The 18,953-nt window shown below is 41.8% G+C and carries 22 protein-coding genes; 16 read left to right on the top strand and 6 right to left on the bottom strand.

Translation table 11 applies throughout. From position 1 onward, the window contains the following. The first annotated feature begins 17 nt into the window (after positions 1 to 17). From MOJ78_RS17535 to MOJ78_RS17515, 5 genes are all read left to right on the top strand, one after another. A complete protein-coding gene (locus tag MOJ78_RS17535; protein ID WP_304978619.1) occupies positions 18 to 1,151 on the top strand; it encodes a zinc-dependent alcohol dehydrogenase in 1,134 nt (377 codons plus the stop codon). 321 nt (positions 1,152 to 1,472) lie between these two features. Continuing rightward, positions 1,473 to 2,090 (top strand): protein kinase family protein, encoded by a 618-nt coding sequence (locus MOJ78_RS17530; protein WP_304978618.1) that lies wholly within the window; start codon positions 1,473 to 1,475, stop codon positions 2,088 to 2,090. A gap of 4 nt (positions 2,091 to 2,094) precedes the next feature. Further along, on the top strand, positions 2,095 to 2,601 hold the full coding sequence (locus tag MOJ78_RS17525; protein ID WP_304978617.1) for a glycine/sarcosine/betaine reductase selenoprotein B family protein: 507 nt from the start codon (positions 2,095 to 2,097) through the stop codon (positions 2,599 to 2,601). Positions 2,602 to 2,655: 54 nt separating this feature from the next. Beyond that, positions 2,656 to 2,847 carry a hypothetical protein gene (locus tag MOJ78_RS17520; RefSeq protein WP_304978616.1) on the top strand — a complete coding sequence of 64 codons (192 nt, stop codon included), beginning with the start codon at positions 2,656 to 2,658 and terminating at the stop codon, positions 2,845 to 2,847. A gap of 117 nt (positions 2,848 to 2,964) precedes the next feature. Further along, on the top strand, positions 2,965 to 4,131 hold the full coding sequence (locus MOJ78_RS17515) for a glycosyl hydrolase family 18 protein (RefSeq protein ID WP_304978615.1): 1,167 nt from the start codon (positions 2,965 to 2,967) through the stop codon (positions 4,129 to 4,131). Positions 4,132 to 4,263: 132 nt separating this feature from the next. Here the strand turns inward: MOJ78_RS17515 and crcB (MOJ78_RS17510) are convergent, their stop codons facing one another. Continuing rightward, positions 4,264 to 4,632 (bottom strand): fluoride efflux transporter CrcB, encoded by a 369-nt coding sequence (gene crcB / locus MOJ78_RS17510; protein WP_304978614.1) that lies wholly within the window; start codon positions 4,630 to 4,632, stop codon positions 4,264 to 4,266. Continuing rightward, positions 4,629 to 5,018 carry a fluoride efflux transporter CrcB gene (gene crcB / locus MOJ78_RS17505; RefSeq protein WP_304978613.1) on the bottom strand — a complete coding sequence of 130 codons (390 nt, stop codon included), beginning with the start codon at positions 5,016 to 5,018 and terminating at the stop codon, positions 4,629 to 4,631. The genes crcB (MOJ78_RS17510) and crcB (MOJ78_RS17505) overlap by 4 nt, the downstream gene beginning before the upstream one ends. A 109-nt stretch (positions 5,019 to 5,127) precedes the next feature. Between crcB (MOJ78_RS17505) and MOJ78_RS17500 the strand changes: the two genes are divergently transcribed. The 5 genes from MOJ78_RS17500 (at position 5,128) to MOJ78_RS20975 (ending at position 8,267) form a co-directional block, all read left to right on the top strand. After that, a complete protein-coding gene (locus MOJ78_RS17500) occupies positions 5,128 to 5,472 on the top strand; it encodes an ArsR/SmtB family transcription factor (RefSeq protein ID WP_304978612.1) in 345 nt (114 codons plus the stop codon). 13 nt (positions 5,473 to 5,485) lie between these two features. Beyond that, positions 5,486 to 6,784 carry an arsenic transporter gene (locus MOJ78_RS17495; protein ID WP_304978611.1) on the top strand — a complete coding sequence of 433 codons (1,299 nt, stop codon included), beginning with the start codon at positions 5,486 to 5,488 and terminating at the stop codon, positions 6,782 to 6,784. Between the two features lie 177 nt (positions 6,785 to 6,961). After that, positions 6,962 to 7,381 (top strand): arsenate reductase (thioredoxin), encoded by a 420-nt coding sequence (arsC, locus tag MOJ78_RS17490; protein ID WP_304978610.1) that lies wholly within the window; start codon positions 6,962 to 6,964, stop codon positions 7,379 to 7,381. A 26-nt stretch (positions 7,382 to 7,407) separates the two neighbouring features. Further along, positions 7,408 to 7,875 (top strand): ArsI/CadI family heavy metal resistance metalloenzyme, encoded by a 468-nt coding sequence (locus MOJ78_RS17485; protein WP_304978609.1) that lies wholly within the window; start codon positions 7,408 to 7,410, stop codon positions 7,873 to 7,875. Between the two features lie 110 nt (positions 7,876 to 7,985). Further along, positions 7,986 to 8,267, top strand: a complete 282-nt coding sequence (locus tag MOJ78_RS20975; RefSeq protein WP_370529733.1) for a HesB/IscA family protein — start codon at positions 7,986 to 7,988, stop codon at positions 8,265 to 8,267. Positions 8,268 to 8,418: 151 nt separating this feature from the next. Here MOJ78_RS20975 and MOJ78_RS17475 read toward each other — a convergent pair whose 3' ends face one another. Then, a complete protein-coding gene (locus tag MOJ78_RS17475; protein WP_304978607.1) occupies positions 8,419 to 9,285 on the bottom strand; it encodes a permease in 867 nt (288 codons plus the stop codon). Between the two features lie 70 nt (positions 9,286 to 9,355). Next, the gene (locus MOJ78_RS17470; protein ID WP_304978606.1) at positions 9,356 to 9,679 is read right to left on the bottom strand and encodes an ArsR/SmtB family transcription factor; all 324 of its coding nucleotides are present in this window, start codon (positions 9,677 to 9,679) and stop codon (positions 9,356 to 9,358) included. Between the two features lie 169 nt (positions 9,680 to 9,848). Here MOJ78_RS17470 and MOJ78_RS17465 point away from each other — a divergent pair, with 169 nt between their 5' ends. From MOJ78_RS17465 to MOJ78_RS17450, 4 genes are all read left to right on the top strand, one after another. Then, positions 9,849 to 10,040 carry a hypothetical protein gene (locus tag MOJ78_RS17465; protein WP_304978605.1) on the top strand — a complete coding sequence of 64 codons (192 nt, stop codon included), beginning with the start codon at positions 9,849 to 9,851 and terminating at the stop codon, positions 10,038 to 10,040. Positions 10,041 to 10,092: 52 nt separating this feature from the next. Beyond that, positions 10,093 to 10,278, top strand: coding sequence for a hypothetical protein (locus tag MOJ78_RS17460; RefSeq protein ID WP_304978604.1), 186 nt, complete (start codon positions 10,093 to 10,095; stop codon positions 10,276 to 10,278). Between the two features lie 396 nt (positions 10,279 to 10,674). Beyond that, positions 10,675 to 15,024, top strand: coding sequence for an alpha-amylase family glycosyl hydrolase (locus MOJ78_RS17455; RefSeq protein WP_304978603.1), 4,350 nt, complete (start codon positions 10,675 to 10,677; stop codon positions 15,022 to 15,024). Between the two features lie 122 nt (positions 15,025 to 15,146). Then, positions 15,147 to 15,758 carry a DedA family protein gene (locus MOJ78_RS17450; RefSeq protein WP_304978602.1) on the top strand — a complete coding sequence of 204 codons (612 nt, stop codon included), beginning with the start codon at positions 15,147 to 15,149 and terminating at the stop codon, positions 15,756 to 15,758. A 70-nt stretch (positions 15,759 to 15,828) separates the two neighbouring features. Here MOJ78_RS17450 and MOJ78_RS17445 read toward each other — a convergent pair whose 3' ends face one another. Then, on the bottom strand, positions 15,829 to 16,275 hold the full coding sequence (locus MOJ78_RS17445; RefSeq protein ID WP_304978601.1) for a DUF6376 family protein: 447 nt from the start codon (positions 16,273 to 16,275) through the stop codon (positions 15,829 to 15,831). 230 nt (positions 16,276 to 16,505) lie between these two features. Beyond that, positions 16,506 to 17,573, bottom strand: coding sequence for an undecaprenyldiphospho-muramoylpentapeptide beta-N-acetylglucosaminyltransferase (locus tag MOJ78_RS17440; protein ID WP_304978600.1), 1,068 nt, complete (start codon positions 17,571 to 17,573; stop codon positions 16,506 to 16,508). A 167-nt stretch (positions 17,574 to 17,740) separates the two neighbouring features. Between MOJ78_RS17440 and MOJ78_RS17435 the strand changes: the two genes are divergently transcribed. Together MOJ78_RS17435 and MOJ78_RS17430 are read left to right on the top strand one after the other, a co-directional pair. Further along, positions 17,741 to 18,268, top strand: coding sequence for a CBO0543 family protein (locus tag MOJ78_RS17435; protein ID WP_304978599.1), 528 nt, complete (start codon positions 17,741 to 17,743; stop codon positions 18,266 to 18,268). After that, positions 18,265 to 18,822: a CBO0543 family protein gene (locus MOJ78_RS17430; RefSeq protein ID WP_304978598.1), complete on the top strand. Its 558-nt coding sequence runs from the start codon at positions 18,265 to 18,267 to the stop codon at positions 18,820 to 18,822. The genes MOJ78_RS17435 and MOJ78_RS17430 overlap by 4 nt, the downstream gene beginning before the upstream one ends. Positions 18,823 to 18,953 lie beyond the last annotated feature (131 nt).

Raw genomic sequence — 18,953 nt, 5'->3', positions numbered from 1 at the left:
AAAATGGAGATGGAAATATGCGAGCTGTTACCTATCAGGGAAAGAGGGACATGAAGGTAATTGATAAACCTGCACCCGATATAGAGGATCATGAGGATGTCATCGTACGGATCACTTCCACCGCTATTTGCGGTTCGGACCTTCATTTATACGAAGGGAATTTCCCGTTGCCGAAGGGCTATAGTATCGGTCATGAACCAATGGGAATCGTAGAGGAAGTCGGAAAGGGTGTTACCACGGTTAAAAAGGGGGACCGGGTAATCATCCCTTTTACTGTAACGTGTGGAAGGTGCCACTATTGTGAAACGAATCAAGAAAGTCAATGTGACAATGCCAACCCTCATTATGATTCTGGCGGTTATTTCGGTTATTCGGAAAAATTCGGGGATCATCCAGGTGGGCAGGCTGAATATTTACGTGTCCCTTTTGGAAATGCCACGCCCTTTCTTGTTCCGGAAAACTGTGAACTAGATGACGAATCGCTGTTGTTTTTATCTGATGTTTTACCAACTGCTTATTGGAGTGTTTTGCATTCAAGAGTCAAGAAAGGAGATACTGTAATCGTTCTTGGTTGCGGACCGGTCGGGCTGATGGTACAAAAGTTTGCATGGATGAAGGGTGCGGAACGAGTAATTGCCATCGACTATGTGGATTACAGACTTGATTTTGCAAAGAAAACGAACAAGGTTGAAGTCTTTGATTTTACAAGTGAACCTGATATGGGGGAAACATTAAAGGAAGTTACAAAAGGCGGAGCAGACATCGTCATTGACTGTGTAGGTATGGATGGGAAGAAATCACCTCTTGAAAAAGTGGAACAAAACCTGAAGCTTCAAGGCGGGACACTTGGACCCATTCAGATTTCGACAAAGGCGGTGAGGAAGTTCGGAACGGTACAAATCACCGGTGCATATGGTGGGCTTTATAACCTGTTTCCGCTAGGACCCTTCTTCGCACGGAACGTAACTTTAAAAATGGGGCAAGCACCTGTGAGGCATCTGATGCCGGAATTATATCAAAAGATCGTTGATGGTGTGTTTGACCCGAAAGAAATCATTACACATAAACTTCCGCTCGAGAAAGCAGCACACGGCTATAAAATCTTCAGCAAAAAAGAAGATCAATGTATAAAAGTGATTCTGAAGCCATAATTCCCTATGGAAATCAAGAGGTGGTAAATCATGGATTGACTCGAACCTGTACGATTCGAGTCGATCTTTTTTATAAATACTTTTCTATAGTATAGGGCAACTACGACTCTGCTTTCGCCTTAAGGCAAAAGCAGAGTCGAGTTTTCTTTATGAAAGTTTAAAAGGGTAATTACGCCACTTCTTTCGTCGACTTTCTTAATATGAATTATGATTCTAGGGTATTTCAACTTCAATCAGGATAATCTTAGGACCTGTAAAAAGGGAAATGAGTCATCGAATGGTATACTTATAATATATATGAATTTAAGTGAGGGCTCTATTATGGCAAATGCGATTCAACTAGCGAAGGAAGTAACCATACAATCGAATCATCTCCTCAATAAGCCTCATCAGCTTAAGCTTGTTGGGAAAGGGAGGAGTGCGTTTGTTTTCAAAATAGAGTCAGAGGATAAAGTGATTAAAGTCTTTTTTCCTGAATTTCATCATCTTGCAAAGCAGGAAGCTAAAATCTATCGACAGCTTGATGATTCGGTCTATTTTCCGAAAATCTATGAAACAGGCCCGAATTTTATAATTATGGAGTATATTGAGGGGCATACGTTTTACGAGTGTTTGAACAACGGGATCCCGATTACGACAAGCATGATTAAAAAGGTGGATAAAGCATTGAATCATGCGCGTTCAAAAGGGCTTAACCCTTCAGACATCCATTTGCGAAATCTGATTTTAACCATATCTGGCGAGGTGAAAGTCATTGATGTTGTCCGATTTTCACAGCAAAAAAAATGCTATCAATGGGATGACTTGAAGGAAGCACATAACAGGTTTTACGGTAGGCGTCTTTCAAAACAGAAAATCCCGAAGTACGTCATCGAACTGGTTGCGCTGTTTTACAAAAAGGTATACGCACCTTTCCGGGTAAAAAGAGGGGGATTTTGATCCTATGAAATTGCGTACAAAACTAAGATCGAAGATGGCTGTCGCTTTTGAAGAAGCGTTTCCTCGTGTATACAAACGGTTCACTCTCAAAATATCAAAAGGAAATGCTGATGTTGTCGAGTCGAAGTTAACCAAGCCACTGCCCGATTGCAGGGTAGCGTTATTAACGAGTGCTGGCGTTCATTTAAAGAAGGATGTGCCATTTGATGTAGATAGCTCGGGTGATTACAGCTATCGGATCATTCCAGGTGATACGGAAGATAGTGACTTGGAAGTAACACATATCTACTATAATACGAAGGATGCCAAGGTCGATAAATCGATTGTCTTTCCTCTCGCTCAGCTTAGGCAATTGGGAGAGGCAGGCAAAATCGGTTCTGTTTCGGATGTGAATATCGGGGTGAACGGCGGAACGCTCAAACCAGGTCCCCACGAGCAAGAGACAGCACCTGAGGTTGCTAGGTTGTTGAAGGACGATGGTGTAGATGTCGTCCTTCTCGTTCCTGGCTGAGGATCGTGTCATAACATCCTCGGGCTGTATGCTCGAGAATTAGAGTCGGCAGGAATGGCAACAGTGATGATCAGCGTTATTCCTGGTGTTTCAGAAAAGATGAACATTCCAAGAACGCTGCAGGTCCCGTTTAAGCTTGGAAGAACGTGCGGTGAACCGTTCGATTTTGAAACGAGAAAAAAGGTCGTCCAACAAGCACTTGCGGTCACGACTGAAAATGCTGGAGTGATCGAGCAGTATACGTAACCATTAAGAGGGTTGGTTCTTTATATAAGGAACTAGCCTTCTTTTGTTTTGGCTTTGTATAAGTCTCCTCTTTAAAACAGAACATAGGCTTAATATACGACGAGGAGATGTTACGCAATGAAAAAAGGTATCGCACTCTTGTTCTCTCTTTCGGTATTGCTTTCGGCTTGTGGTGGAAACGGAAATCAAAATGAAGCAGCCTCTCCACCAAAAGAGGAAACAACCCCTCATCCACGGCTGGAACAAATTCAATCAGAACCGGGACAATCTAAAATTCAGGAGGTAGACCCTTCTGAAACAAAGCATGGGAAGACGAAAATTGAGACGATTGGATTTCTAGAGCCGATTGATGCGAATCAAGCTGTTGAAGAAGTGAAAAAGGTTGGGAAACACCTTACGTATGTAGCCTTTTTTAGCTATCGGGTAAAAGAAGACGGTAGTTTACATCCGATTAAGGATGAGGCAGCGCTCGAACAGACACGCAAATCAGGTGCGACACCGATGATGGTTCTTACCAATTTTACAGAAGGGAATTTTTCAGCCGACATCGCTCATAAAATTTTTACCGATAAAGCGGCTTCGAAAAATCTGATTCAAAGTGTGTTGGACACGATGAAATCAAAAGGATATGAAGCACTGAACATCGACTTTGAACATATTCGTGCAGAGGACCGTGATCTTTATAACGGGTTCTTGGAAACGATTTTGCCGACCGTTCGGGAGGCCGGATACACCGTTTCAACCGCTTTGGCGCCAAAAACAAGTGATGAACAATCGGGGCCATGGCACGGGGCTCACGATTATAAACGGCACGGTGAGTTAGCCGATTTTGTCGTGTTGATGACGTACGAGTGGGGCTGGTCCGGGGGTCCTCCAAGGGCTGTTTCACCAATTCCGCAGGTTCGAGCCGTACTGGATTATGCGAAGTCCGTCATCCCTGCTGAAAAAATCGTCATGGGAGCGCCGCTGTATGGTTATGATTGGACACTTCCATATAAAAAGGGCGGAGAATTTGCAAAGCGGTTATCCCCTCAAGCGGCAGCAGACCTTGCTACGAAAGAGAAAGTGGATGTGAAATTTGATAATAAATCGCAAGCTCCACATTTTAAATATACCGATGACAAAGGGAAAAAGCATGAGGTTTGGTTTGAAAATGAGCAGAGCATGCAGGCCAAATTCAATCTTGCTAAGGAGTATAAACTGCGTGGCATCGCCTATTGGGTTCTTGGCGAGGAGTTTCCTGCGAATTGGACCCTTCTGGATGATCAATTTGAGATTAAATGAGTGGTTTTCTCATAAATGAATCCGAATCAGCCGGTCAAAGCAAGTTTTGGCGGCTGATTTTTCATTAGATCAGCGCCTAGAAAATATCGGCGTGGGGCCAAATATGGTATTTCTCAAGCTGCAGATGATGAATTAGAAGTTGGACGACAGAAACCACCCAACCGCCGCAGCAAGCAATCCAATCACTAACGAGCTCAGAACATAAATGATCGTTGTCCGATACTTTTTCTCCTGTAAAAGCTGAAGCGTTTCGTAACTGAAGGTTGAGAAGGTCGTAAACGCACCGCAAAACCCGATTCCGATAAAGGACCAGGTGGATGTTTTAAGTTCACCAGATCCATATACGTTAGCAAATGCGCCAAGCAACAATGATCCTACGATATTCACAATCCACGTTCCGTAAGGAAAGGAACCTATAGTGAATTTTTTCATTACTAATCCGATTGAATACCGTGCAGCAGCCCCCATTGCCCCACCTAAACCGATCATGGATATCATCATGCGGTTTCACCTTCTCCCTGATTGCCAAGCTTAGCTAATTTATATCCTAAGCAGGTAAAGAGTAATCCGACAAAGACGCTAGCTACTATATACAATAGCGCAATTATAAATTTTTCGTCCTGAAGCAGGTTCAACGTTTCGACTGAAAAGGTTGAGAACGTTGTAAAACTACCGATAAAACCAGTCCCGATCAATTGTATCACTTCTGTCTTCATACGATTCCACCGACGGACATAGGTTAAGAGCCAGCCAAGAAGAAAGCACCCGATCAGGTTGACAGCTAACGTTCCGATTGGAAATCCATCTCCGGTTGAAACCCATTCTCCAACCATATAGCGGCAAATCGCACCAAAAAAACCACCTAAAATGACAAGAAGGAACAACATGATTCAGCACCTCGAAAATGTTGATATTTCATTTACTTTACCATAAATCTTTTGGGTTTACTTATATAAGCACATAATTATATAATGATGAAGGTGGAGGTGAACGACATTGGAAAAAGCGACAATTGAAATAGATAAGGCTGCTCAAACGCTTAAGTTGCTTGGCGATAAAACGCGGCTAACGATTATTGCATTACTGAAAAATCAGGAATGCTGTGTATGTGAACTCGTCGAAATTTTAGCGATGAGTCAACCGTCCATAAGTCAGCACTTGAGAAAGCTTAGAGATACTGGAATTGTAAAAGAAAGGCGTAAAGGTCAGTGGATTTTTTATTCATTGAACCCTGAACACGAAACATTTCCGATTGTTCAGGACATTTTAGGATATGTTCCGGACTATGATGAAAAAATAAAACAATTAGAAAACGCAGGCTTGCGAATCTGTTGTGATTAGTGGAGGTATTGGTTTGACATCAGTTCTATTGGCTTTATTTATTTTTGTAGTGACACTTATACTGGTCATTTGGCAGCCAAAAGGCCTCGGTATTGGCTGGTCAGCCTGCGGCGGGGCAATTCTTGCATTGCTTGTCGGTGTTGTTGACTTTGGTGATGTCGCCATCGTTACAGGCATCGTCTGGAATGCGACGCTTGCCTTTATTGCGATCATCATCATTTCGCTGATTTTAGATGAGATTGGCTTTTTCGAATGGGCCGCACTACATATGGCCCGAGTGGCAAAAGGTAACGGGTTGAAAATGTTCGTCTATGTGACAATCCTTGGAGCGGTCGTTGCGGCTTTTTTTGCAAATGATGGTGCTGCATTAATCCTGACACCGATCGTTCTCGCGATGGTTCGAGCGTTGGATTTCAAGGAACGGATGATTTTGCCGTTCATAATGGCTAGTGGGTTTATCGCAGATACTACTTCTCTTCCGCTGGTCGTCAGTAACTTGGTCAATATTGTTTCGGCGGATGTATTTGAGATCGGATTCATCGAATATGCGTTTCGGATGATTGTTCCGAACTTTTTCTCATTAGCGGCAAGTATTCTTGTTCTTTATCTGTATTTTAAAAAGGACATTCCTTTACGCTATGATATGTCACAGTTGAAAAAGCCAGCTGAAGCGATCAGAGATCATCGCATGTTTCGGCTTTCCTGGCTTGTTCTCGCTGTGCTTCTTACCGGGTACTTTGCGAGCGAATTTTTCGGAATCCCAGTTTCATTTGTCGCAGGTATTGTTGCCATCTTTTTTTTAGTAATGGCACGAAGGAGTTCTGCCGTTGCGACACGTAAGGTCATTAAAGGTGCTCCATGGGCGATCGTCTTTTTCTCGATTGGGATGTATGTTGTCGTTTACGGACTGCGAAATGAAGGTCTGACTGATTTACTTGCTAAAGTGATTGAAGCAGCAGCTGAACAAGGTCTTTTTGTTGCAACGATTTCGATGGGATTCATCGCGGCGATTTTGTCCTCGATCATGAACAACATGCCGACTGTGATGATTGATGCTTTAGCCATTCAAGGGACGGATACGAGCGGTACAATCAGGGAAGCGCTGATTTATGCGAATGTGATCGGTTCTGACCTCGGCCCGAAAATCACGCCGATTGGCTCCCTTGCCACACTGTTATGGCTTCACGTTTTATCTTTGAAAGGTGTGAAAATTTCGTGGGGCTACTATTTTAAAGTGGGGATCATCCTTACGATCCCAACACTTTTCATTACTTTGACAGGCTTGTATCTATGGTTACGTTTGATTTCATAACACGCTTTGGGTATGAGTGCATCTCATACGTGTTAAACGCCAAAATTGGAAGTTACACGCTAAATTTTAAAGTTACACGAGAAAATCCAGAGTTAGACGAGAAAATCCGAGATTAGACGAGAAAAACGAAAGTTGTTCGACTACGATCATGTTCAATCAAGAAAAGGGGCATAAACAATGGCAAAACCGATCATTTATTTTCTATGTACAGGCAATTCATGCAGAAGTCAAATGGCAGAAGGATTCGGGAAAAAGTATCTCGGAGACAAGTTCGATGTTCACTCAGCCGGTCTTGAGGCACACGGACTGAACCCGAATGCCGTTAAAGCGATGAAAGAGGTTGATATTGATATTAACGAACAAACCTCAGATATCATCGATCTGGAATTGTTGAATAAAGCCGATTATGTTGTTACATTGTGTGGAGATGCAAACGACAAATGTCCGATGACACCGCCACATGTAAAACGCGATCATTGGGGATTTGATGATCCAGCGAAGGCGGAAGGAACTGAAGAAGAGAAATGGGCATTTTTCCAACGTGTACGTGATGAAATTAGCGATCGAATAAAAAAGTTTACTGTCGAAGGGAAATAAACAACCTATAGAAAGGGTGGGAGTAAATGATCAATCGAATGCATGTCGCTGTCAATTGTAGTGATTTAGATCAATCCTTGAACTTTTATAAGAGCTTTTTTGGGCAGGAACCGACAAAGGTAAAAGACAATTATGCGAAGTTTGAATTGGAAGAACCTGCATTGCACTTTTCTTTAAACGTGCGTCCATTCAACAAGGAAGGTATCTTGAATCATTTAGGGTTCCAAGTAAATAATACTGAGGAAGTCCTTGAAATGGGGGAGCGCCTTCGAAAGTCTGGCCTTTTACTTGTAGACGAGATGGACACAACTTGTTGCTATGCGGTCCAGGATAAGGTCTGGGTGTATGATCCGGACGGAAATGCATGGGAAATCTTTTACACGAAGGACGATTCTGAATTTGAATCGGCAGGGGATGCACGTGACTTGTCTCTCTGCTGTGCACCACCAGAACCACAACCGGTCAAGATCGATCTGACTTCATTAAAAAAATAACGTTAATTTAGTGGGAAACTGTCAAATCGGTTGAACATTTATCGAGCAATTACTAATATGATAAAGAAGACATAAAATATTTTGACGGATGATAGGAAAGGGAGAATTGGGTGGAAATTACAGACAAAGCGAAAGAAACCATCGAACAAATCATTGAGCAAAATGGCGCAAACGGAATTCGATTATACTTTGCAGGCATGGGCTGAGGTGGTCCCAAATTGGGATTGGCTCTGGATGAGCCTCAAGAAAATGACACTTTAGAAAAAATCAATGGAATCAATGTTTCAATAGATGAACGTGTTGTTGATTTCACGAAGGATACAACAATTGATTTTCAGAATACTGAACAGGGACCGGGACTCGTTTTCCTCGGTCAAAATGAATGTTGTTGAAATCAGAAAGGGACGGAGCACTAAGTGTTTCCGTCCCTTTACATAGCGACCGTTTACTAAAGTAAATCACCCAAATCGTCGTTATGACGGCTTTATAGCGATCGTCTACTGAAGAAAATCGCTCAAATCGTTGTTATGACGGCTTCTTGTTTTATAAAAGATAAAAAATAAAGCCTGAGATAGTTGACATGATGGTGACCGAAAGAACAAAAGTGATGACAAGCTCTGTTTTAAAGATGGTTTTCAGCAAGATAACCTCAGGAAGACTTGCACCAGCCGATGAAATCATCATAGCCATAACCGGTCCGAGCGCCACTCCTTTTGCAATCAGAACCTGCGAAATCGGGATCATACTTGATAGCCGGGTATAAAGTGGGATCCCTATGATTGCGGCAATTGGAACAAGCCACCAGGATTCACTACCGAAAACGGTTGAAATCCATTCAGTTGGAACAGTGCCATGAATCAAAGCCCCTACTGCAGCCCCAATGATCAGATAAGGATATACACTTTTCATTAAATCGCGCGTTTCCTTAAAAGCGAGCTTGAGGTTGAATTTTTTATGTGTTTGATCATAACCAGACATGACGACATTTTTTATAGATCTTTCAAAACCAAGTGCACCCAACGCAAATCCAATTAAAGTTGAAAAAAACGCTGTTAGGACTGTATAGATGAGGGTTACTTTCCATCCGAGGATGACACCCATAATTGTTAGGATGGTTGGATCTAATACAGGTGATGCAAACAAAAAGATCATAACGATATCAAACGGAAGCTTTTTCTTCAGCATGTTGACGACAATAGGAATCGTCGAGCAAGAACAGAATGGAGTGATGAATGCAAAAGATAACGCAATGAAAGCAGCGAGTAACTTATTCGTGCCGACAAGCTTCTTCTCGATTTTTTCGTAAGGGATATAGCCTTGGATCAGACTGATTATGAATGAAATTACGACAAACAGAATCGTCAATTCTAAAGCAATCCATAAAAAGCTTTTAAATGTTTCTAGCAACATTTGTATCATCCTTTTCACTTTAGTTTATACATCAAAAAAAGTTGATTAATTAGGTAAAGAGAAAACCTTCTCAACAACAAGAAGGTTTAAATACACAACAAAGTTCCTCTGATAGTAAGTGGTTGACCTCATCTTGATTTAATTTGTAGTAGCTCCAGGTTCCACGGGTTTCTTTTGTGATGATCTCTGCATCAAGAAGGATTTTTAAGTGATAAGACAATTTGGATTGTGGCATCTCAATCATATCTACAAGGTCACAAACACAGATTTCACCTTTTTGCGTAAGTAAGTACATGATTTGAAGGCGCTTTTTATCAGCTATGGCTTTAAATTTAGCTTCATACTTTTCAAACGTCCGTGGGAGGGTTTCATCGGTCAGTTCGATTTCCTTCATTTTTTTAATCACCTCTTATCAAAAAAATTTGATTAATAATAGTATATACAGTGTTTTCATAAGATGCAATTATTAAATCAAAAAAAATTGATAAAACTGTTGCAAAAACCAATAGATCGGAATATACTTGAATTAATCAAAATAAATTGATTTAAAGGGAGGAAGTAAAATGTTTAATTTGTATTCCGTTGAAGCAGAAGTTGAATACAGAAAAGAACAATTTGTCAAATCGTTACCGAGGGTTGAGGAGCAGCAAAAATTGATGGTTTGGTTTAAGATCAAGCAACTATTCAGAAGATTGACATCCAAAAAGCCACTATTGGAAACTGGTTCTAAAAGTAATTACGAGTGCACGTGCTAATTTTTACAGCCATTTAATCAAAAAAAATTGATTTTAGGAGGAGTTGATTTAAATGATGAATTTTATTAAAAGAATTGCTGGAAATGATCAAGGTGATGCCGCTGATTGTTGTGGAGTGGAAATTAAGGAAATAGAAAATAATGGGGAGAAGAAAGAAGAGTGCTGTGAGGACTCAAGTAAGGGTCAAGAGGCTTGTTGTAGTCAAATTGAGAATGCAAAAAATTCTTGTTGCCAATAAAATGTTACAGAATTGGCTGTTGAGCAAACATTTTTAGGGGAAAGGGACGGAACTCTACAAGAGATTCTGTCCCTTTTTGCAGGTTGAGGTAATCAAACGCGTCCTATGAGGCCCGGGAACCTCATCAAGAAAACCTGCTGCAGCAGTTTATATGTAGGTGCGTGCTGCGAAAACGTCAGTAAAAGAGTGCCTTGCTGCTAAAAAGGTCATCTATATGTGAATAAAGTCCCATGAATGAGTTCTGAAAATTTAGTATAATCAATGAAAACGGTTGCATACCACCAAATACGTTATGCGACCTTTCTTTATGAAGTTTGTGCAAACGTTTTCGCAATTGTTTCGTAGAAGTGATTACGACATAACTACGAACTATTTAAAATTGAAAGGGGCGATATTGTGAAGGTATTACGGTCAAGTAAGATTGTCTGGTTGTTGACACTACTGTTGGTGTTTCAGATGTTTGCTGGGTTTCTGCCGGATTACACCTATGTAAAGGCAGAAGAGAGAGTTGTGCGAGTCGTTGGAAGCTTTGGTTCAGATGGGGACCCTACTTATTGGAATCCCGCATCTGATGAATTCGAAATGACCGCCGCAGAAAACGGCATGTATTATTTAAAGAAGATTCTTCCGGCAGGTACATACGAATATAAAATTGCAATCAACGGTAGCTGGAATGAAAATTACGGAGCGAACGGCGAAAGAGGCGGCTCGAACATCACATTTACCCTGAATGAGGAAAAGGAAGTTCTGTTCGTTTATAATGACCAATCACATATTGTTACAACGATGACAGAAGACAAACTTCCGCGTATCGTAGGATCGCTTCAACCAGCGATCGGTGGTGGTGATGAATGGTCGCCTGGAACGTCAACGGCGATTTTAACTGATGAAAACTATGACAATGTCTATGAATATACGACCAACATTCCAAAAGGCGACTATGAATTTAAAATCGTCCTCGGGAATGCATGGGGTGTGGAGTACCCTGCGAGTAATGTTGCGCTGAATGTCACGAGCACCCAGCAAGTCACTTTTTACTATAACCACGAGACAAAACGGGTCAGTACGAATTACGAAGCGACTGGTCCGGATGGATTGATAAAAACAGATAAACTTCACCATAACACATGGAAGGAACTGTATCGAAAGCCATTTGGCGCGGTTAAAGCTGGCGAAGAGGTGACGATTCGCTTAGAGGCAGCGAAAGGGGATTTGACAAGTGCCAAAGTGCTTCTCAAAAACTATACGACTGGAAACTCTGAGCTTATTAAAATGAATCAGGCTGGGTGGACAGAGATTGAAGGAAAAGGAGAAGTCGAGTACTGGAAAGCGGCTTTCACCCCAGAAGACAAAGGTGTTTACGGTTATAAGTTCATTGCTTACGATGGAAAAGCAGTGAAAGAATACGGGGAGGATACTGCTCAAGGAAAAACAGGGCATGCAGGGGATAAAGTGCTTGATCTCTTCCAGTTGACGGTATTCGATCCTGACTATAAGACACCGGATTGGATGAAGGAAGCAGTTGTCTATCAAATTTTCCCGGACCGTTTTTACAATGGGAATCCCGATAATGACGATGCTAAAAACCATGCTCGCGGCGATGAGCCGATCGAGCATCAGGAATGGGAGCAGCTCCCAGACAATCCTCGCCTTCAAAACTCAGGGAATTACAACGGTGATGGGATTTGGAGTAATGACTTTTTCGGAGGAGATATCAAGGGTGTGCATGAAAAACTCGATTACATTCAGTCACTCGGGGTAAATACGATCTATTTAAACCCGGTTGCTCATGCATCCTCTAACCATAAATATGACGCAACGGATTATACGTCGATCGATCCGATGTTCGGCTCACCGAAGGAATTCAAGAAGTTCACACACGAACTGAAAAAGCGAGAAATGCATCTCATCTTAGACGGTGTTTTCAATCATGTCGGTGATGACTCGATTTATTTTGACCGGTATGGCAAGTATGAAACAGTTGGTGCTTATGAGTACTGGGCACGTATTTATGATCTGATCAATAAGGAAGGGCTATCAGAAGAAACGGCTAAAGCACAAGCGGAAAAAGAATTCATTGCAGAGGGCCAAGTGTTTAGCGATTATGGGTTCCACAACTGGTTTAACATCGAAAATAAAAAGGTGGATGTCGGTACAGAAACTGAACGCTATTCATACCAAGCGTGGTGGGGATTCGACAGCTTGCCTGAAATCGCTTCGATTCCGGGTGAGGTTGCCCCTTATGATTCGGAATTGAACAATGAACAATTTGCAAATTACATCATGTATGATAAAGATTCAGTTGCAAAGTCATGGCTGAAACGCGGAGGCTCCGGCTGGCGCTTGGATGTCGCGAATGAAGTCGATCCACAGTTTTGGAGAGAATTTCGAGATGAAATTAAAAACACAAAAACGAAAACAATGGATGACCCGCTGATCCTAGGCGAAATCTGGGACGATGCATCAAAATACTTCCTTGGGGATCTTTATGATTCTGTCATGAACTATCGGTTCCGGGGAGCGGTCATCGATTACTTGAAAAATGGAGATTCGGAAGGTGCTGCGGATCAATTGACTGCGATCCAGGAGGATTATCCAAAGGAAGCATTTTATAATTTAATGAACTTGATGGGATCTCACGATACAGCCCGTGCAGTATTCATTCTCGGAAACGGGACAGACAGTGCTGAACGAGCTGAATTTGACCAAAATTATGATCATGAGCTTGGTATTAACCGTTTGAAGCTTGCGGCGACTTTTCAATTTGGATACCCAGGTGCCCCGACGGTCTACTATGGGGATGAGGCGGGTGTAACAGGCTCAAAGGATCCGGATGATCGCCGAACATATCCGTGGGGCTCGGAAAACGACAAGCTTATCGGCCATTATCAAACGCTCGGAAAGGTTCGTGAACAACATCAGGATCTCTTTGCACACGGTGATTTGGTGAACCTGCTTGCAGAAGACGACATGCTTGTGTATGGCAGAAGCACTGATCATCAATACGGGCTTGTAGCGATCAACCGCGGAACAGAAGACAAGACCGTGCAGATTGATGTATCCGAGTTTGTTCTGAATGGTGTGTCTTTTACAGATCAATTGGATAAAAGCTACAAGATTAAAATCAAAGATGGCATCGCGACACTTATAATTCCAGCGATGAGCGGTCGAATGCTCGTTACAGATCAAGTGGAAATCAACGTGCCATCAGCGGTTGAAGCTGTAAATGTTGAAGAAGGCGTTGGAGAGGTTAGGCTGTCATGGTCAGGAGATACAGCAGCTTACAATGTGTATGTGTCAACAATTGAAGGGGCATTGTATCAAAAAGTTGAGACAACAAGCGATACATCGCTCACAATCGATGGCCTGGATAATGGGAGGAACTATTATTTCGCGGTAACGTCGGTCGATGAGTTGGGAAATGAATCTGTAAAAACAGCTGCTGAAGCTGTAATTCCTCATATCCCTTTATCAGAAGGATCGTATACGATTGAAAGCATGACTGAATTTGAACCCTCTGTACTTGATCTTTCTAAGCCTAAAACTGTAGAAGCCGCTATTTCGATTGGGGAGTATACAAATGATGGTTTAGCCGAGGGGCTGAAATCGATGCTCCAGTATAAAGCGGAAGGTGCAGAGGATTGGAACATGGTTGCGGCGGACTACGTACGGCAAGGGGATCAATCGAACGTATTCTCAGCCCGATTTTCACCTTTAGAAACGGGAATCTATCAGTATCGGTATGCTTTTTCCACAGACCTTGGTCGTAGCTGGGTATACTCTAAAACCAACGCGGCTTCAATCGTAAAGGCTGAGGATGAAACTCCGCCTGCTGACACTGTTACGTTAGTACAGCCAGTCCAGGAGTCCGGACAGGTGAATCTGGAATGGAGTTTTGAAAACCCTGTTGATCCGTATATGATCGCAATCGTCCGGGATCGGGTTGTGATCGAGAAAATTTGGGATCCAGAGGCAACGAGGTATCCGGATTTACGTGTAGAAAATGGAACAACGTATACGTATTCAGTAAAAGTGTTTGATCAATTTGGAAATGCGGTTGAATCGAACCCAGTTACTGTAACTCCAGACATTGTCATGATAGAAGTCACCTTTAAGGTTCATGCTCCAGAATATACAAAACTTGATGCTAAAATCACAATGCCGAACAGCATGAACGGGTGGAATACAGGTGCATGGGAAATGAGCAGGAATGGTGCAGTGACAACCGATTGGGAATATACAGTTGAGATGCAGGTTGGTGAAGTTCTCACATACAAATATGCGCGAGATGGTTCATGGGATAAAGAAGGTCTAGCCGATCATACACCATATGATGCGACAGATGATGATATCAGTTATTATGGCTATGGTGCACCTGGTACAGATCTCAAGGTCATTGTTGAAAATCAAGGGAACAACAAAATGGTTATCGAAGACACGATTCTACGATGGGTTGATCTGCCTGTTGTCGTTACATCTCATACGAATGGTCAGTCCGTTACCGCGGATACTGTCAAGCTATCAGGGAATGCGATAAAGGAAGGGATTCTGACGATCAATGGTGAACAGGTCCAGATTAATGATGACATGTCCTGGAGCCATGAAGTCAATCTAGTTGGCGGTGAAAATCACTTCAATATCCATATCGAACCGAGCGAAGAAAATAAATCGACCATCTTTAACAATGATAGTGGAGCCATCTCCAAAAACACAAAAGGCCTCACCTTCACACTAGTGAAAAATTAATGGTTTGGGTCAGGAGCCGTTCAAAATGCTGCGGTGAATCTGCAGTATTTTTCGGTGCCTGACCCTATTAAATTTGTTACAATGGGTAGGAGCATTTTATTTTTATGGTAGAGGAGAGCATTATGGAGAGTTGGTATACAGATATAATCGAGCAATACGGTTATTTTGGCATATTTTTCATTATGGCAGTAGAAAATTTATTTCCTCCGATCCCATCCGAAATTGTATTGCCATTCAGCGGATTTATGACGACTAAGACACACTTAGGCTTCTTCGGTGTATTGTTGGCCGCGACAGGTGGATCTGTGTTTGGAGCCATTGTCCTTTATGGCATCGGACTATTAATCGATGTCGAAAATCTTGAAAAAATCATTGATCGTTGGGGTCGCATCCTCCGGATCAAAAAAGAAGATATTCATCGAGCGGATCACTGGTTTGATCGTTATGGGATTTGGACTGTCTTTTTTGGACGGATGGTTCCACTCATCCGAAGTCTCATATCCATTCCAGCGGGAATGACAAACATGGGCTTTGTCACCTTTTTGATCTTTACAACATTAGGAACGCTGATTTGGAATGTCCTCCTGATCGGAGTAGGGGCAGCACTTGGTGAGTCGTGGACGAAAATCACTCACTATATGGATTTATATTCGAACGTAATCTATACCATTCTGGTCGTCCTATTTGTGTTCGGCCTTGGCTGGTATATAAAAAGACGAAAACAAACAAAGTAGGAAATTTTCAACAGAACTATAAGAAAAGCAAAAGAGCCTAGCGTTTTCAGGCTCTTTTCTTACGTTACACTTATGAACCAATCTGTTGGAGCAAGTCAAGCGTTTTTGAAAGCTCGTTGACCGTTTGGAGGATTCCGTATTCTTCAAGAAGCTGAGGGTTGACCTCGCCATTTTCAATACTTTTCAAATAGCTGTCAATCCCTTGTTCCAATGTAGTGTTGTAACCGACAATCGTTTGGTGGACATCTTCTGCAACACCTGGAGGGTTCAGTTCATTAAAATTCTGAATGTCCGCTTTCATTTGTGTCAGTCGTTCTTCCAATTGGACACGTGCATCCTGATCAGAAACGGCTTGTTCGGCCAGGGCTGGAACTTCTTCTGCAAAGGTAGTTGCTTTATTGACATAATCAGTCGCTTCATTCACATACTCGAGTGAATCATTTACCCCCTGTAACAAAGAACAGCCACTCAAAACAGCAACTGAAACTAGTGTAATCGCTAGAATCCACTTGTTCATAAAATTTATCCCTCCATATTTTTTTCACAATCAAATGGAACTCCTATTCTATACGAAGTAGTAGAAAGGAGGTTTCATTTATTTCTTACGTCGTTTTTCAAGTTCCTGTTTCGCCCTGGGTATGATATGTTTTTTCGCAAAACTATATCCTTTTTTGACAATGAAAGCCTTCGCGATTTTCTTGAGTGTGGACATTGGCATGCACTCCTTTCTTAATAAAATGCTTACTTTCATTGTTTACTATACTTTTCAATCATCTCGTAAAGTTTGGCAAGCGGATCCCCGATGTCGTTCCGGGCCATATTCGTTTTGTATTCGGCACGTTTTGCAAAACTAACTTCAATGCTCTTTTCAAGAACCTTCTCAGCAAGGTCTTCTTCTTGTATAACCTGTGCAAACCCTTGTTTCTCAAACGAGTTCGCATTCAGGATCTGATCGCCCCTGCTAGATTGGCGTGACAGTGGTATGAGAATCATCGGGATTTGTAAACTTAAAAATTCATAAATCGAGTTGGAGCCTGCCCTGGAAATGACAAGGTCTGTCATTGCAAGAACGTCTGGAAGCTCCTCATTTACGTACTCATATTGTCGGTAACCGCTCATTGAGAAGGAATCATCCACTTTTCCTTTACCACAAAGGTGGACAACCTGATATTTTTTCGTGAGTGTGGGTAAAAGGTTCCGTACCACTTCATTCACACGTTTTGATCCTTGACTGCCACCCATGATAAGAATGACCGGCTTTGTTCCGTTAAACCGACAAAACTGAAGTCCCGCTTGTTTGGAGCCTTTTTTCAATTCATTACGGATGATTGCGCCAAGCATGATTCCTTTTTCTTTTGGAAGATGTTCAAGAGTTTCTGGAAACGTAACGCACACTTTTGAAGCAAAGGGCATCGATATTTTGTTTGCGAGTCCTGGGCTGACATCAGATTCGTGAGAAATGACAGGAATCCGGTTCATCCAAGCAGAAAGGATGACAGGTACTGAAACGAAACCACCCTTCGAAAAAATGATGCTCGGTTTAACCTTACGCAAAATCCTAAAGGACTGCGCCACGCCTTTCATTACTTTAAATGGGTCTTTGAAATTTTTAACGTCAAAATAGCGTCTAAGCTTTCCAGTAGAGATTGGGTGATATGTAACATCGGGAATTTTTTCGATCAGTTCACGTTCAATTCCATCATGTGAGCCAATATAATCTATTTTCCAGCCATTTTCTTTAAGAACTGGAATCAAGGCAAGGTTCACAGCGACATGGCCTGTCGTACCGCCGCCAGTCAACAATATTTTTTTCATAGCTGCCTCCTCAAGACATTCCGTAACTAAATAAAAATGTATACATTCTTATATATAAGCAATTGCTTTCTAGTATACAAGGAAAAATGCATAGTTCAAGACAATTGTATAACACTATAAGGAGAAGATGTGAAATATAAATTAATATAACTATGAGGGAAATGAAAATGCATATTGCTTATACCATTTGGGCGTTACTGGCTGCTTGGAAATGGGCTGATTGGCGAAATTGGAAAGATTATCATGCGACAATGCTATATATGCCGCTCATGAACCTTCTATATATGTTTTTATGTTCCAGGTATTTACTTTGGAAAGTCAACCCCGAATTTGGAATTTCTTATGCGCTTATAGAGATTATGTATACGTTCATTATTTTTCCCGCAACTGTCATCCTCTTCTTATCGAATTATCCAGAGACGAGATTAAAGATAATAATTCACAACATAAAATGGATTTTCATTTATATAGGATCTGAATTTATCGGTTCTTTATTTGGGCGTATCGAGTATCAACACGGATGGTCAATCGGTTGGTCGCTTGGATTCCTATCTTTCATGTTTCCAATGATTCGTCTTCACTATAAACATCCGGTCATAGCTTATATCATCTCTATCATCATTATCGTTGTTTTGTTAAGCATCTTTGACGTCCCGGTAGACCGTAGTGCAGAGAGGCGGTTATTAACGGTATGAAACATCAAGACCACATTCAAGATATAGTCGATGCACAGCAAGGGGTAATAATTGAAAGTTTGGAGCTTTGGAGAGAACACGGTCTCTTTTCTCCAAACTGGTGGCTGCTGCTTACCCTATTAATTGTTCCATGGATTGTTTGGTGGTTTCTGGTCGACCGGCGACGGTTATTCAAAATTTTCGCAGTCGGGATGACGATCAGCGCCATGGCCAGCTTTTTAGATACGCTTGGTATTGTTTTAGGCGGATGGATATACCAGGTTGAGTTAATCCCGATGATACCACAGCTTTTACCAATGGATTTTTCAGTTTTGCCTATCGGGTATATGCTTGTTTATCAGTATTTTCCTACGTGGAGGCGATTTCTTCTCGCTTCATTGATCACATCGTTATTCGGTGCATTTATCGTGGAACCGTTTTTTGTAAAGATCGATATTTACCAGTTGCTTAAATGGAAACACATCTATTCGTTCTCGGGTTACTTCATATTGGCAGTGTTCATAAAATGGTTCGTCGATTCAGTTCTGGCCAAAGCCCAGGCAAATATAAAGTGAATAGAAAGGGAGGGTGACACGCTTTGAGTCACCCTCCCTTTTTTAGTGTATAAGGATTTGCAGTCGATCAAAGTTAAGGGAACATTAGATCGAGTGTAGATGAACTGACAAAAGAGATTTCTAGGTCTAGG

The organism is Alkalihalobacillus sp. AL-G (assembly GCF_030643805.1).
GTDB lineage: Bacteria > Bacillota > Bacilli > Bacillales > Fictibacillaceae > Pseudalkalibacillus.
The sequence above is the reverse complement of the archived record's forward strand: the minus strand, read 5'-3'. Positions and strand labels throughout refer to the sequence as shown.

Bases quoted from the DNA above. Each gene is read 5' to 3' on its own strand.
- MOJ78_RS17485 (WP_304978609.1), top strand. From the start codon at position 7,408: ATGATCAATCGAATGCATGTCGCTGTCAATTGTAGTGATTTAGATCAA.
- MOJ78_RS17470 (WP_304978606.1), bottom strand. From the start codon at position 9,679: ATGAAGGAAATCGAACTGACCGATGAAACCCTCCCACGGACGTTTGAA.
- arsC (WP_304978610.1), top strand. From the start codon at position 6,962: ATGGCAAAACCGATCATTTATTTTCTATGTACAGGCAATTCATGCAGA.
- MOJ78_RS17460 (WP_304978604.1), top strand. From the start codon at position 10,093: ATGATGAATTTTATTAAAAGAATTGCTGGAAATGATCAAGGTGATGCC.
- MOJ78_RS17440 (WP_304978600.1), bottom strand. From the start codon at position 17,573: ATGAAAAAAATATTGTTGACTGGCGGCGGTACGACAGGCCATGTCGCT.
- MOJ78_RS17465 (WP_304978605.1), top strand. From the start codon at position 9,849: ATGTTTAATTTGTATTCCGTTGAAGCAGAAGTTGAATACAGAAAAGAA.
- MOJ78_RS17475 (WP_304978607.1), bottom strand. From the start codon at position 9,285: ATGTTGCTAGAAACATTTAAAAGCTTTTTATGGATTGCTTTAGAATTG.
- MOJ78_RS17435 (WP_304978599.1), top strand. From the start codon at position 17,741: ATGCATATTGCTTATACCATTTGGGCGTTACTGGCTGCTTGGAAATGG.
- MOJ78_RS17520 (WP_304978616.1), top strand. From the start codon at position 2,656: ATGGCAACAGTGATGATCAGCGTTATTCCTGGTGTTTCAGAAAAGATG.
- MOJ78_RS17450 (WP_304978602.1), top strand. From the start codon at position 15,147: ATGGAGAGTTGGTATACAGATATAATCGAGCAATACGGTTATTTTGGC.
- crcB (WP_304978614.1), bottom strand. From the start codon at position 4,632: ATGATGATATCCATGATCGGTTTAGGTGGGGCAATGGGGGCTGCTGCA.
- MOJ78_RS17515 (WP_304978615.1), top strand. From the start codon at position 2,965: ATGAAAAAAGGTATCGCACTCTTGTTCTCTCTTTCGGTATTGCTTTCG.
- MOJ78_RS17530 (WP_304978618.1), top strand. From the start codon at position 1,473: ATGGCAAATGCGATTCAACTAGCGAAGGAAGTAACCATACAATCGAAT.
- MOJ78_RS17525 (WP_304978617.1), top strand. From the start codon at position 2,095: ATGAAATTGCGTACAAAACTAAGATCGAAGATGGCTGTCGCTTTTGAA.
- crcB (WP_304978613.1), bottom strand. From the start codon at position 5,018: ATGTTGTTCCTTCTTGTCATTTTAGGTGGTTTTTTTGGTGCGATTTGC.
- MOJ78_RS17445 (WP_304978601.1), bottom strand. From the start codon at position 16,275: ATGAACAAGTGGATTCTAGCGATTACACTAGTTTCAGTTGCTGTTTTG.
- MOJ78_RS17430 (WP_304978598.1), top strand. From the start codon at position 18,265: ATGAAACATCAAGACCACATTCAAGATATAGTCGATGCACAGCAAGGG.
- MOJ78_RS17535 (WP_304978619.1), top strand. From the start codon at position 18: ATGCGAGCTGTTACCTATCAGGGAAAGAGGGACATGAAGGTAATTGAT.